Below are 14355 nucleotides of genomic sequence, written 5' to 3'. Positions count from 1 at the left end.
CACGGTCCGGCCGGGTTTTGCTTTGGGGGTGTTGGGGTATCTGGAAATTGGCCCGGCGCGCGGATTACTGGGGTGATCCCGCCTTGAACCGCATGCGCAGATCCATCAGGTGGAGCGGCAGCGACGCCGCCAAAGGCAAGGCGATCCACCACCAGTCGGCTTCCACGAGCGCCGCACGCAGGCCGAGGACGATCAGCGCCGCCGGGCCCAGCAGACCGGCAATCGCCCTCCAGCTCCAGCCTTTCGCAGAGCGCAGCCAAGCCGCCTCGATCGCGAGCACACCGAGAATCACGTCAGCGGCGTGGCCGTTATCGAACAGGATCTCGGTGAGCCCTCCGCCTGGCATGGCGCACTCAGCCTCAGCCGAACGGGGCGTTCAGCTGCACCACCGCCCAATTGAGCGCCCCGGCAAAGGTCACCCAGCCCAGATAGGGCACCAGCAGCAGCGCGGCGGCTTTGGAGAAGCGCCCGCAATAGAGGATGATCGCAAGGATCGAGAGCCACAGCACCGTGACCTCAAGAAACGCCCAGTCGGGCCGCTGGAGGCGGAAGAAGATCAGGCTCCAGCTGATGTTGAGAAAGCCGTTCAGGGCAAACAGCCCCACCACCCACTCCGCCGCCGCCGATGTCGGCGCGGTGCGCCAGGCGGTGATCCCGGCAACCGTGATCAAGGCATAGATCACCGTCCAGCCCATCGGGAAGACCACATCCGGTGGGTTCCAGTCAGGCTTCGCCAGCGCCTGATACCACGGGCCCAGATCGGTAACAGTCGCGCCAAGGGCAGCGACACACAGCGCCGCGACCGTCGCAACGGTCACGGGAATGATCATCATCCGGTTCATTGCACGAGCCTAGAGTCGCACCTGCCAACCTGCAACGGAAAGCGCGCCGATATGGTCAGGTCGCAGGACGCAGGCCCAGCAGGTGAGCGGTGTCCTTGAGGAAAATCTTGATGTGCGCCATCGGTTTGGCGCGTACCAGTTTCTTGTGCATGTAGGCCTGCCAGGTCAGCTCCTGCACATCCTTGTCATCGCACATGGTGACGAAGCGTTCGCGCCGCTTGTCGGACGAATACCAGAAATACTGCATGATCCCGAGCACCCAGAAGACCTTGCCATGCTCCTTCATGAAGGCCTTGCGCGCGGAGCGCAGGTGTTTGGCGTCCCCGGTCTTGAGGAAGGCCGCGGCCGCCTCGCCCACCAGCCGCCCCCCGACCATCGCGTAATAGATGCCCTCGCCCGATGCAGGCGCGACAACCCCCGCTGCATCGCCGGCAACGATCACGTCAGCGCCGTTGTCCCAGCGCTTCAGCGGTTTCAAGGGGATCGGCGCGCCTTCGCGGCGCAAGGTCTCGCAGCGGTCCAGCCCCAGGTCATCGCGCATCGTGGCAATCGCCCCGCGCAGGCTGAAGCCCTTGTTGGCGCTGCCCACCCCGATGCTCGCCGTGTCGCCATGCGGGAACACCCAGGCGTAGAAATCGGGCGAGAGGCGGCCCTGATAATAGACATCGCAGCGTGAGGCATCGAACTGGTCGGTGTTGCGCGGCGGTGACTTGATGATCTCGTGGTAGGCGAAGACGCAGGGGATGCGCTCGGCACCCGGCAGGCATTGCTTGGCCACGGCCGAGCGCGCACCATCCGCGCCGATCACCACCCGGGCGCGCACGCTTTCAATCGGCGCGCCGCGGCTGCGGCGGAAGGTGACGATGGGGTGAGCCTTGTCGTCACGCTCGATCTTCTCGAAGGTGGCGGTCAGGCGTTCGGCGCCGGAGTGGCGCGCGCGTTCCCGCAAGGCTTCGTCGAATTCCTCACGGTCGACCATACCGACATAGCCGATTTCGCCGACCGGCATATCGACCGCGCGGCCGGAGGGCGCAATCATCCGGGCGGAGCGCGCCTTGGCGACGAGCAGGCTTTGCGGAATGTCGAAATCGGCGAGCAGCCGCGGCGGAATGGCTCCGCCGCACGGCTTGATCCGCCCACCGCGCTCGATCAGCAGCACCGAATGTCCGGCAAGCGCAAGGTCGGTCGCCGCAGTCGAGCCGGACGGACCACCGCCGATGATGACCGCGTCATAGATTGTCTGGTTCATGCGAAGACCTCCCTCTTCTGCTTGATCATGGCGGCGCGCATCGCTGCCCCGCCCGTGGCCTTCACTGCCAAGAGAGCAGCAAGCACGAAGGCGGCCGCTTCCACGGCAAAAACAACTTGGAACGCTGCGCCATCGCTCTCGAGCGTCCGGCGCGCGACATCGAGACCCAGCGCGCCAATCAGTCCGCCCAGCCCGAAGGCAATCGCTTGGCTGGCCCCCCACACGCCCATGCGCACGCCTTCGCGGGTTTTCTCGCCCGCGCCGGCCAGACCCATCATCGACCCGATCGCGGCAACCGCGAACACGCCATTGCCGAAGCCGAGCACGAAAAGGTTGATCCCCAAGGGCCACGGCGGCCCGTTGACCGCTGCCAGCCCGAGCGCGCCCAGCCCCAGCCCAGACGCAAGGCAACCGCCCACCACCCACGGGCGCAGACCTTCCGCCCGCTTGCCCGAAAAGGCGCTGCCGCCAATCCCGGCGATGATCATGCCGATCAGGATGCCGCCCTGATGGAACTGTCCCACGGTCTTGGTCGATTCCCCCGGTGACAGGCCGAAGATCAGACCTGCGAAGGGTTCGAGGATCAGGTCCTGCATCGAGAACGCGATCATCGACACGAAGATGAAGATGGTGAATCGCCGCGCCGCGGCTTCATGCCAGATTTCGGCAAGGGCAGCGCGGAAATCGGGCGCGGGCGCGTCCTCGTCGCTATCGCGGAACTGGCCCGCCTGCCGCTCCAGCCGGAAGGTTGCCAGCACGGTCACGGCAATCGTCACCGCCGCCAGTCCGCCCGCCACTTCGAGCAATCGCTCAGGCGAATAGGGCTTGAGCAATTCGCCCACGGTGATCGCCGAGACGACAATGCCGCCCACCATCATGATCCACGTGACGGCGGCGGCCGCCGCGCGCCGTTCCGGCGCAACGCCGGACGCGAGCAGCGCCAGCGCCGACGTCCCGCCTGCACCCACGCCGACACCGATCAGCGCATAGGCAAACACGGCCAGCGCGAAGGCGGCGGGGAAAGTGCTCGCCATCATCAGCGTCGCTTGGGTCGCCAGCAGCGCGCCAGCGGCCAGCACCACCAGCCCGCCAATGATCCACGGCACGCGGGAGCGCCCTTTGTCGGAACCATGTCCCCACAGCGGACGGCCGAGCTGCACCGCATAATGCCATGCGACCAGTCCGGCGGGGATGGCCGCTGCCAGCTGGAACTCGACGATCATCAGCCGGTTGAGCACCGCGGTGGTCAGCATCACCAGCGCGCCGATCGCGGCCTGCACAAGGCCAATCCGCATGATCCCCAACCAGCCGAACCCGGGTTTGGTTGTCACCGGCGCGGCGAGCGGGGCGTGCATCAGATATAGCCTCCGATGCCCAGCGCCGCTGCCAGCATTCCCAGCACATAGAGCGTTACGCCCACGCCGTTATACCACGGCGCATATCGGGCCGGATCGCGGATCAGCTTGGGCATCGCGGCGATCTGCGCGGCGAGCACGCCAGTCACGATCAGCGCGGACAAGCTATAGCCCCACGCGGCCAGAAGCGCGATCACCGCGATCTGCGCGGTGGCCATCGTGACGCAGGCCAGCTTTGCCGCAGGACCCACGCCCATCACGACCGGGAGCGAGGTCAGGCCGGTCTGACGGTCACCCTCGACCGCCTTGAAATCATTGAGCACCATGATCCCGTGCGCGCCGAGCGAATAGAGCACCAGCACGCTGATGACGTGGACCGAAGGCATCGCGCCGAGCATGACGGCAGCGCCCGTGAACCAGCTCAACCCTTCATAGGTTAACCCGCATACCAGTGGGCCGAGCCAGCCATTGGCCTTGAAGCGCAGCGGCGGCGCGGAATAGGCCCAGGCAAAGGCGAGACCCACCAGACCGGCCATGAACACCAGTGGGCCGAGCAGCCAGCCAATTCCGGCCGATATCAGCGTGGCGATGATGGCGATGTAAAGCCCCCACCGCCCCGGAATCCGGCCCGAGGGGATTGGGCGGTGCGGTTCGTTGATGGCGTCCACATGGCGGTCGAACCAATCGTTGACCGCCTGGCTCGTCCCGCACACCAGCGGTCCTGCCAGCAAAACGCCGCCCGCCACAAACCACCAGCGGCCCTCCAGCCCGGCACCGGACGATACCGCGCCGCACATGAAGGCCCACATCGGGGGAAACCAGGTGATCGGCTTGAGCAGTTCGAGCACATCGCGCGGCCCGGGCGCCGATCGCGGGCGCGGGCCTGAACTTGGCGCCGGGCTGGGCACTGTGCGAGTCGAAGGTACCGAGTGCTCCATGATCGAAGGCTATGCCTGACAACCATAGGCGTCAAATTATTTTGACACTTATATCCCGCGATAACCCGATTTTTTCGTTCATTTAAGTCAATGCGTCCGACCTATGTCCAATTCGGACATGTCAGGTTCGCGATCGGAATCATTGCCAGAGCGCGCCTTGCCCGACCTCAGCGTCAGATTGACCTGCTTCGGAGGCACGTGTTCCGAAGTGCCGAGGCTCAAGGCCCTACCGGGCCCGCCGTTACTCGCCGTCGCCGGCGAGGTTACCAAGCCCGTAACGGTGCAGCTTGGAATAGAGGCTCTGGCGCGAAAGGCCGAGAATTTCCGCGGCCGATGCCCGGTTATCGGATGTATAGGAGAGCGCCGCCTCGATGCACAATCTCTCAATGAGATCAGTACTTTCGCGCACGATATCCTTCAGTGACATCCGCCCGACCAGTTCGGTCAACTGCTCGACGGAGCGCGGCATATCCTGCGCACCGGGCGGCAGGTCGCGCAAACGGCGTCCAATCGGACGGATCACGAAGGCATAATAGCCATCTTCGCCCGAGGTACGCACGGCTGACAATTCAACCGCTTCGCCTTCGATATCATGGCCAACCCGCAGGATCGTCGCGACGTTGCGCGCGGCGCCATGCTGGTCGATCTGGCCTTCGATCAGATCGAGGTCGATCCCGGGCCGACCGATCGATTCCGACAGATGCCGCCCGCGCAGTTGATCGACGCTAGCGGCCTGCAAAAGCTCGACAAATGCGGCGTTGGCGGTGACGATTTCCAGATTGCTGTCAGCCACCACAAAGGCATCGGGCATCTGATCGACCAGCGTCAGGACCGGTGAGGATTCGAGCGGCGGACGATCGCTTGCCGGGACCAGCCGCACGAGCAGAAACTGGCCGCGATCCTGGGTGAACCCATTGACCGTCGCCATCACTTCGCGTGCACCGCGAGCGATGCGGATCCGAGCCGGACTGACCGTGTCCGAAACCAGCGCCGCGCCGACCAGCGACTGGACCGCATCATACGAATTTTTGTCGATGAAAGTCAGGAGCTTCTTACCGGGCAGCCCCCCGATGCGGGTGCCGACCAGCATATGCGCTGCCGGGTTCGCCTCGCGGATCCGCAGCGTGCCGGCCTCGACAATCATCACCGGCTCGGTCGAGCGTTCGAACAGCATCCGGTAGCGCGACTCAAGCTGGCGCATCCTGAGGTAATCGCGTTCAAGCGACTGCTGGACCTGCAGCAACCGCTGCTGCAACTTGCCCGCTTCCCGCAGATCGCGGCCAAAGGCGATGCGGTGCTCGCCACCATTGACGCTCAGCACGGCATAGCGGATCGGCACGTCACCATCGCGCGACGGGTGATTGACCTGCCGCCAATGCTGCACTTCGCCGCGCCGGGCGGCGGCCAGCATCTCCATGATTTTCGGGCGACTTTCGTCCGTCACCGTCTCGATCCAATTGGTCCCGACCCATTCCGAAAAGGCCGGAAACTCGCGCGGATCAAACGCCGCATCAAGGATCGTGCCCGTATCGTCCAGGACCAACGTCACGTCACCCGCGACCATCGCCAGCTTCATCGCCGCGTCGGCATCAAGGGTGTTGAACAGCTCGGCCGCCTTCCCGAACGGGTGCTTGCCTTCAATGCTGTGTTTGCGGGTGAGCATCGCTGATCGAACCTACAACAGGTTCAGATGACGGGTAGCAGCGGTCTTAATCAGCGAATTCGCCAGTTCGAGCGCGGCCAGCGCGTCCGCTCCTGTACCATCGGCACCCACTTCAATCGCAACTCCGGGGTTTTCGTTGATCATTCGTCCGCCGACAAGCACGATGATGTGAGGGTTAGCCGATACGTTGCGCATCGCCTTGATCAGGTTGCCAAGTGCGGTGCTAGGACAATCGCGGGCGAGGGTCAATCCGATGAGATCGAAGGGTTGGCGCGCAAGGCGATCAAGCAATTCGCGCCGCTCAGGCTTGACCAGCGCTTCGCTGCGCCAACCGCCGCGAGCGAAGACTTCCTCGATCATCAGCGTGCCGAAATTGTGGTTGTCACCCGGCATCGGCGAGAACAGCGCGGAGTAAGGCAGGGTAACCCCACCCATCACGGCGGGCGAGCGTGCCGCAACCTCGCGCATCACTTCCTGCAATCGCCACAAGCCCATTGTAACATCGAGGAAATCGCATTCATCCGCTTCCCACATTTCGCCCAGCCTGCGGGCGGCGGGGGCAAGCAGATCGAGGCAGATCGTCTCGACACTGGCGCCTTTGGTGATGAAGGCATCGACCTCTTCGAGCAGGCTCGCCGCTTCGAGCCGCAGCGGCAAAACGGCGAAACGCGAAGCCTCATCCGCGGAAATGGTTCGGGATCGCTTCGACCGGGGCTGAGCGTCGGTGCTGGCATGAGCCATCAACAGGCGAGGAATGATCTCACCCTCGATGATCGCATTGACGGAATCCGGCTGATCAGGGCTGGCGACAGAACCGCGTCGGCGCACCGCTTCAAGTGGCGCCGAAATGACCCCCCGCAGGACTGCCGATCCTGCACCAAACATGCTCGAAGCCTTGGACTCTCCCATTCGTCAGACCCTCCAAGGTCTTGCGGACGAACCTTCCGCAGGAGGTGTACCAACCCAACACAACCCAACATCGATCGGCTGCAGACCTGATCCCGAAGGACCGGCGACTCTAAATACGCTTTTTCCCGGCGTGGCGCAAATGACCTTACCGGGGAATCCGTAATCGTCAACAAAACTAAACGTCCAATCCAGTTGACACTTAAGTTGGAAAGGGTAATCTCCGAGTCTGAGAGAAAAGGCTAACGCATCACATGACTCGGACGGATCAAGCATCCCCGGTCGAACCCGGAACCACGGCGAAGGGGGCGGGCCACGATAGGGGCAATACCGGCGCGCTTTACACCGCCGAAGAACGGCAGCGCCGCGACCAGTCCGTCTGGACCATTGTTCAGGGCGTCTTGGCCCCGGTGCAGTTTCTGGTGTTTCTCGTTAGCCTCGGCCTTGTAATCCGCACGCTCACCACGGGTGACGGCGCCTTCGCGGCCGATGTCTCGATCGTCATCAAGACCCTGGTGCTCTACACCATCATGATCACCGGCTCGATCTGGGAGAAGGTGGTGTTCGGCAAATGGCTGTTCGCCCCCGCGTTCTTCTGGGAAGACGTGTTCTCGATGCTCGTGCTGGCCCTGCACAGCCTTTATCTGGTGCTGCTGCTGGGCGAGATCGGCACCCTGGAGCAGCGGATGCTGGTCGCGTTGGCGGGCTATGCCGCTTACGTGATCAACGCCGGGCAGTTCATCTGGAAGCTGCGGATGGCGCGCCTACAGGGCAGCCTTTCCAACACGGCGGTGGCCGCATGAGCGTGGCTGACATCCTCGATGGCTGCGCGGCCGAACTCGCCCGCGACACTGGCCCCGCAGTCGCGGCTGCGCGCCCGGTGCTGCGCGAACGCGGCCAGCGCGAAGTCTTCTGCGGGCTCACCGGCATCATCTGGCTGCACCGCAAGATGCAGGACGCCTTCTTCCTCGTGGTCGGCTCGCGCACCTGTGCGCACCTGCTGCAATCGGCCGCCGGCGTGATGATCTTTGCCGAGCCGCGCTTTGCCACCGCGATCATGGAAGAGCGCGACCTTGCCGGCATGGTCGATGCACAGGACGAGCTTGACCGGGTGGTGAACCGCCTGCTGGAACGCCGCCCCGACATCAAGACGCTGTTCCTCGTCGGCTCGTGCCCCTCGGAGGTTATCAAGCTCGATCTCGCCAAGGCCGCCCAGCGCCTCGGCGCGGTGCACATGCCGCGGGTGCGCATCCTCAACTATTCGGGCAGCGGGATCGAGACGACCTTCACGCAAGGGGAAGACGCTTGTCTTGCCGCGCTGGTGCCGGTGATGCCTGCCCTGCCCGCCGATGCTCCGGCCGAGTTGCTGATCGTCGGGAGCCTGCCCGACATCGTCGAGGACCAGTTCCTGCGCCTCTTCGCCGATCTCGGCATCAGCCGCGTCGGCTGTCTGCCCGCACGCAATGCCCGCGAGCTTCCGAGCGTCGGGCCGAACACCCGTTACCTCCTCGCCCAGCCCTTCCTTGGCGAGACCGCGATGGCGTTGGAAGGGCGCGGCGCGAAGCGGATCGAGGCGCTGTTCCCCTTCGGGGTCGAGGGCACCTCAGACTGGCTGCGCGCCGCCGCCCGCGAATTCGGCGTCGATGCCGCGCTGACCGAACAGGTGCTCGCCCCCGGCCGCGAACGGGCGCGCATCGCGCTCTCCAAGCTGCGCCCGCAGCTCGAAGGCAAGCGCATCTCCTTCCTGCCCGACTCGCAGCTTGAAGTTCCCCTCGCCCGCTATTTGCAGGACGAGCTGGGGATGGAGCTGGTCGAGGTCGGCACGCCCTATCTCCACCGCGCCCACCTTGCCCGCGAGCTCGAAAGCTTCGGCCCGAACGTGCGCCTCTCCGAAGGCCAGCATGTCGAGCGCCAGCTGGACCGCGTGCGCGCCGACCGGCCCGATATCACCGTCTGCGGCCTCGGCCTTGCCAACCCGCTTGAGGGCGAGGGCCTGACCACCAAGTGGGCGATCGAACTCGTCTTCTCGCCGATCCACGGCTTCGACCAGGCCGCCGATCTCGCCGAACTCTTTGCCCGTCCGCTGCGGCGGCGCGACCTTCTGGAGGTATAGCGCCATGCAGCTCGCCGTCTGGACATATGAAGGCCCCCCGCACGTTGGCGCGATGCGCGTGGCGACGGCGATGGAGAAGCTCCACTACGTCCTGCACGCACCGCAGGGCGATACCTATGCGGACCTGCTGTTCACGATGATCGAGCGGCGCGGCAAGCGTCCGCCGGTGACCTACACCACCTTCGAGGCGCGCGATCTGGGCAAGGATACTGCGCAGATCTTTCAGGACGCTGCACGCGAGGCAGTCACGCGGTTCAAGCCGCAAGCGATCATCGTCGGCGCGTCCTGCACTGCCGAACTGATCCAGGACGATCCGGCCGGCCTGTCCGAGGCAATGGGCCTGCCCTGTCCGGTCATCCCGCTCGAATTGCCGAGCTATCAGCGCAAGGAAAACTGGGGCGCGGCGGAAACCTTCTACCAGATCGTCCGCACCCTCGCCGACAAGTCGGTGGTGCGCGCGCCGCGTGAAGGCCGCGCCGCCCGCGTCAACGTCCTCGGCCCGACCGCATTGGGCTTCCGCCACCGCGATGATCTGGTCGAGATTCGCAAGATTCTTGCCCTGCTGGGCGTCGAGATCAATCTCGTCGCTCCGCTGGGTGCCACCCCGGAGGACATCACCCGGATCGGTCACGCCGATTTCAACATCGTCCTCTACCCCGAAATCGCAGATGAGGCCGCCCGCTGGCTCGAAAAGACTTTCGATCAGCCCGCAGTGCGGACCGTCCCTATCGGCGTGGGAGCCACCCGCTCCTTCATTGCCGACGTCGCCGAGCTGGCAGGTGCAGATCCCACGCCTGCCCTCGGCGACACCTCTTCCCGGATGCCCTGGTGGTCACGGTCGGTCGATTCGACCTACCTGACCTCAAAGCGCGTCTTCATCTTTGGCGATGCGACCCACGCGGTCGCCGCCGCCCGGATCGCGCGCGAGGAGCTGGGCTTCGAGGTCTGCGGCCTCGGCTGCTACGCCCGCGAATTTGCGCGCGAAGTCCGCGCAGAGGCCGCGCGCTGCGGCATCGAGGCGCTGATCACGGATGATCACCTCGCAGTCGAAGACGCCATCGCCGCCGCCGCGCCCGAACTGGTGCTGGGCACGCAGATGGAACGGCACATCGCCAAGCGGCTCGGCATCCCCTGCGCGGTCATCTCGGCGCCGGTCCACGTGCAGGATTTCCCCGCGCGCCATTCGCCCCAGATGGGGTTCGAGGGTGCCAACGTGATCTTCGACACCTGGGTCCATCCGCTGGTGATGGGGCTGGAAGAGCACCTGCTGACCATGTTCCGCGAGGATTTCGAGTTCTCCGACGAAGCGGGCGCATCGCATCACGCCGCTATCCTCCCCCACCGGGGGAGGGGGACCACCCCGGACCCGATCCGCGGTGGTGGTGAGGCACCCGCCGCCTTTGCAGATCTTGCCCCTTCGGATCAGCCGGGCGTGCCCCTCCACCATCTGGCGGATGGCCCCCCTTCCCTTGCAGGGGAGGACAGACTCTGGACCGCCGAGGCCGAGCGGGAGCTGAAAAAGATCCCCTTCTTCGTGCGCGGCAAGGCGCGCCGCAACACCGAGAATTTCGCCGCCGCCGAGGGGCGCCGTCAGATCGACCTCGAAACCCTCTATGACGCCAAGGCGCATTATGCACGGTAATGTCGCCTCGGCCTCCTCGGTGGACCCGCGCGCGCCCGTCCGGGTGGTGATCGTTACGCTCGACAATCACCTCAAAGGCGCAGTGGACCGGGCCGAGGAGGCACTGGCGGCAGAGGGTATCGATCTCAGCCTGCACGCCGCCTCCGAATGGGGCAGCGACGCGGGCGAGCTTGAACATTGCAAGGCAGCCATCGCAGACGCCGACATCGTCATCGCGACGATGCTGTTCCTGGACGATCACATCCGCACGATCCTCCCCAGCCTCGAAGCGCGGCGCGAAGATTGCGACGCGATGGTGTGCCTGATGTCGGCGGGCGAAGTCGTCCGCCTGACCAAGATGGGCGCCTACCGGATGGACGCGCCGGCCAAGGGCCCGCTCGCGCTGCTCAAGAAGCTGCGCGGCAATGCGGGGAAGCCCGGCGGCAATTCGGGCGCGGGGCAGATGAAGATGCTGCGCCGCCTGCCCAAGCTGCTGCGCTTCATCCCCGGCACCGCGCAGGATGTGCGCGCCTATTTCCTCACCCTGCAATATTGGCTGGCCGGTTCGGACGAGAACGTCGTCGCGATGGTCCGCGCCCTGATTGATCGCTATGCCGCCGGTGAGCGGCTCTATCGTCGCGGGATCACCAAGGCCGAAGCCCCGCTCGAATATCCCGAAACCGGGGTCTATCACCCGCGCACCCAGCAGCGCATTTCCGAAAGCCTGCGCCTTCTCCCGCGCGAGGATGGCCAGCACGGCACGGTCGGGCTGATCCTGCTGCGCTCCTACCTGCTCGGCCGCGACTGCGCGCATTATGACGGGGCGATTGCCGCCTTTGAGGCCGCTGGTCTCAAGGTTGTCCCGGTGTTTGCCAGCGGGCTCGATGCGCGCCCGGCGATCGAAGCCTTCTTCGTCGGCCCGGATGGCAAGCCCACGGTGGATGCGGTGGTGAACCTCACCGGCTTCAGCCTCGTCGGCGGGCCCGCCTATTCCGATGCGCAAGCCGCACGCGACGTGCTGGGCAAGCTTGATCTGCCCTACCTCGCCGCTCACGCGATCGAGTTCCAGACGATCGAGGATTGGGCGCACCGTCCGCAGGGCCTGTTGCCGCTCGAATCGACCATGATGGTCGCTCTGCCGGAGCTTGACGGCGCGACTGCGCCGAGCGTGTTCGGCGGTCGTGCGGGGAATTCGGACAAGGGCTGCACCGGCTGTGATCGCAATTGCGCGCGTCCTGCCTCGCACAAGGCCCGCCCGATGCAGGCCTGCCCGGAACGCGCCGAGGCCTTGGCCGCGCGCACTGTCAAACTGATCCAGCTGCGCAAGAGCGAGCGGGCCGCCCGCAAACTCGCGATCGTGGTGTTCAACTTCCCGCCCAATGCCGGGGCCACCGGCACGGCCGCTTTCATGGCGGTGCACGAATCGCTCTACGCCACGCTCCAGCGCCTCAGCGCCGATGGCTATGCCGTCGACGTTCCTGAAAGCGTCGATGCGATGCGGGACGCGCTGCTGAAGGGCAACACGGATCGCTACGGCACCGATGCCAACGTCGCCCACCGCATCCCGGCCGATGAACACGTGCGGCGCGAAAAGCACCTCGCCGAAATTGAGGCCGCATGGGGCCCCGCCCCCGGCAAGCAATTGTCCGATGGCGGCAATATCCTCATTCAGGGCGCGCATTTCGGCAATGTCTTCGTCGGCGTCCAGCCGGGCTTCGGCTACGAAGGCGATCCGATGCGGCTGCTGTTCGAGGGTACTTTCGCCCCGACCCATGCCTTCAGCGCCTTCTATCGCTGGATCCGCGAAGACTTCGGCGCCCATGCGATCCTCCATTTCGGCACGCACGGCGCGCTCGAATTCATGCCCGGCAAGCAGGCGGGGATGAGCGGGCAGTGCTGGCCGGACCGGCTGATCGGCGAAATGCCCAATTTCTACCTCTACGCCGCCAACAACCCGTCCGAAGGGATGTTGGCCAAGCGCCGCTCGGGCGCGACGCTGGTGAGCTATCTCACCCCGCCGCTGGCGCAGGCCGGATTGTACAAGGGTCTGGTGGAACTCAAGGCCACTGTCGAGCGCTGGCGGACCACGATCGACGATGCCGACCATGCCGCCGAGCGTGCCGACCTTGCCCAACTGGTCGCCGATCAGTGCGAAGCGCTCGACATCACCTATGCCGACATCGGCGAGCTGCCCGCGCGGCTTTACGAGATGGAAGCGGCGCTGATCCCGCATGGCCTGCACATCCTCGGCCGCAACCCGCAAGGGCTTGAGCGCGAGGACATGCTCGATGCGATGATGGAGGCCGGGAGCCTTGATGGCCCGACGCCGGAGCGCGCGGTGCTGGCGGCCAAGCTCGATTCCTCGGATGAACTGGGCGCGCTGATCCACGCGCTGGATGGCGGTTATGTCCAGCCCGCCCCCGGCGGCGATGTGGTGGTGAACCCCGATGTGCTGCCCACGGGCCGGAATATCCACGGCTTCGATCCGTTCCTGATGCCCTCGGCCTATGCCTGCCGCCTGGGCACGGAACAGGCCGAACAGCTGATCGCGCGCCATGTGAACGGCGGCGAGCCCTTCCCCGAAAGCATCGCGATGGTGCTGTGGGGCACCGACAACATGAAGTCCGAAGGCGTCCAGATCGCGCAGGCGATGACGTTGATGGGCGCACGGCCCCGGCGCGATTCCTATGGTCGTCTGGCCGGCGCGGAACTCATCCCGCTGGCCGATCTCGGCCGTCCGCGGATCGACGTGGTGATGACGCTTTCGGGCATCTTCCGCGATCTGCTGCCGATGCAGACCCGGATGCTCGCCGAAGCCGCGCTGCTCGCCAGCCGCGCGGAAGACGAGACGATTGAGGCCAACTTCGTCCGCAAGCACACGCTGGCGCAAATGGAAAAGCACGGCTGCGACCTCGAAACCGCTGCGCTCCGCGTCTTCTCCAATGCCGAGGGCGCTTACGGCGCCAACGTCAACCAGATGATCGAAGGCGGTGTCTGGGCCGATCCCGACGAACTCGCCAATGCCTTCGAAAGCAACAAGGGCTTTGCCTACGGGGTTTCGGGCAAGCCGGTGCAGCAGCGCGAATTGCTGCAAAGCGCTCTGAGCACGGTGGATTTCACTTACCAGAACCTCGAGAGCGTCGAACTCGGCATCAATGATGTCGACCAATATGTCGACGGGCTTGGCGGCGTGACCCGCTCGGTCGCACGGGCCAAGGGGGCGGAAACGCCGGTCTATATCCTCGATGCGACGCGCGGCAGCACCAAGGTGCGCACGCTCGGCGAGCAGATCGACCTTGAAACCCGCACCCGCACGCTGAACCCCAAGTGGTTCGAGGGCCTGCTCGAACATGGCTACGAAGGCGTGCGCCAGATCGAAGGTCATGTGACCAGCACGCTCGGCTGGTCCGCCACGACCGGCCAGGTTGCGCCCTGGGTGTACCAGAAGATTTCCGAGACCTTCGTGCTGGACGCCGACATGCGGCGGCGGCTGTCGGCGCTCAACCCCAAGAGCGCGGGCCGCGTGGCGAACCGGCTGCTGGAAGCCTGCGACCGCAACCTGTGGGCGCCGGACGAGGCCACGCTGGCCGCCTTGCGCGAAGCCAATGACGAGCTGGAGGACCGCCTCGAAGGCGTGTTCCCGGCAGAATGAATTCAAGGGATAGATC

Annotated in this window: 11 protein-coding genes; 4 read left to right on the top strand and 7 right to left on the bottom strand. The window is 65.3% G+C overall.

Annotated elements, in window-relative coordinates:
• Positions 1–64: 64 nt before the first annotated feature.
• From ACLBKT_RS01910 to ACLBKT_RS01880, 7 genes are all read right to left on the bottom strand, one after another.
• Positions 65–346 (bottom strand): hypothetical protein, encoded by a 282-nt coding sequence (locus tag ACLBKT_RS01910; protein ID WP_410181292.1) that lies wholly within the window; start codon positions 344–346, stop codon positions 65–67.
• Positions 347–359: 13 nt separating this feature from the next.
• Complete coding sequence (locus ACLBKT_RS01905) at positions 360–842, bottom strand: TspO/MBR family protein (RefSeq protein WP_410181291.1); 483 nt, start codon at positions 840–842, stop codon at positions 360–362.
• Positions 843–897: 55 nt separating this feature from the next.
• Positions 898–2091 (bottom strand): geranylgeranyl diphosphate reductase, encoded by a 1194-nt coding sequence (locus ACLBKT_RS01900; RefSeq protein ID WP_410181290.1) that lies wholly within the window; start codon positions 2089–2091, stop codon positions 898–900.
• Positions 2088–3446: a BCD family MFS transporter gene (locus ACLBKT_RS01895; RefSeq protein ID WP_410181289.1), complete on the bottom strand. Its 1359-nt coding sequence runs from the start codon at positions 3444–3446 to the stop codon at positions 2088–2090. Before ACLBKT_RS01895 ends, ACLBKT_RS01900 begins: the two co-directional genes overlap by 4 nt.
• The gene (gene chlG / locus ACLBKT_RS01890; RefSeq protein ID WP_410181288.1) at positions 3446–4384 is read right to left on the bottom strand and encodes a chlorophyll synthase ChlG; all 939 of its coding nucleotides are present in this window, start codon (positions 4382–4384) and stop codon (positions 3446–3448) included. The genes ACLBKT_RS01895 and chlG overlap by 1 nt, the downstream gene beginning before the upstream one ends.
• Before the next feature lie 241 nt (positions 4385–4625).
• Positions 4626–6047: a transcriptional regulator PpsR gene (ppsR, locus tag ACLBKT_RS01885; protein WP_410181287.1), complete on the bottom strand. Its 1422-nt coding sequence runs from the start codon at positions 6045–6047 to the stop codon at positions 4626–4628.
• Between the two features lie 12 nt (positions 6048–6059).
• Positions 6060–6956, bottom strand: a complete 897-nt coding sequence (locus tag ACLBKT_RS01880) for a B12-binding domain-containing protein (RefSeq protein ID WP_410181286.1) — start codon at positions 6954–6956, stop codon at positions 6060–6062.
• A 251-nt stretch (positions 6957–7207) separates the two neighbouring features.
• Between ACLBKT_RS01880 and bchF the strand changes: the two genes are divergently transcribed.
• The 4 genes from bchF to ACLBKT_RS01860 are packed head-to-tail and all read left to right on the top strand — an operon-like array spanning position 7208 to position 14339.
• Positions 7208–7756: a 2-vinyl bacteriochlorophyllide hydratase gene (gene bchF, locus ACLBKT_RS01875; protein WP_410181285.1), complete on the top strand. Its 549-nt coding sequence runs from the start codon at positions 7208–7210 to the stop codon at positions 7754–7756.
• Complete coding sequence (locus tag ACLBKT_RS01870; protein ID WP_410181284.1) at positions 7753–9066, top strand: ferredoxin:protochlorophyllide reductase (ATP-dependent) subunit N; 1314 nt, start codon at positions 7753–7755, stop codon at positions 9064–9066. Before bchF ends, ACLBKT_RS01870 begins: the two co-directional genes overlap by 4 nt.
• 4 nt (positions 9067–9070) lie before the next feature.
• Complete coding sequence (gene bchB / locus ACLBKT_RS01865) at positions 9071–10708, top strand: ferredoxin:protochlorophyllide reductase (ATP-dependent) subunit B (protein WP_410181283.1); 1638 nt, start codon at positions 9071–9073, stop codon at positions 10706–10708.
• Positions 10698–14339 carry a magnesium chelatase subunit H gene (locus ACLBKT_RS01860; RefSeq protein WP_410181282.1) on the top strand — a complete coding sequence of 1214 codons (3642 nt, stop codon included), beginning with the start codon at positions 10698–10700 and terminating at the stop codon, positions 14337–14339. Before bchB ends, ACLBKT_RS01860 begins: the two co-directional genes overlap by 11 nt.
• The last annotated feature ends 16 nt before the right edge of the window (positions 14340–14355 follow it).

Origin of the sequence: Erythrobacter sp. W302b (genome assembly GCF_046452395.1) — a bacterium.
Taxonomy (GTDB): domain Bacteria; phylum Pseudomonadota; class Alphaproteobacteria; order Sphingomonadales; family Sphingomonadaceae; genus Erythrobacter.
Note: the sequence above shows the minus strand (reverse complement) of the source record. Positions and strands in the feature narration are given on the sequence as shown.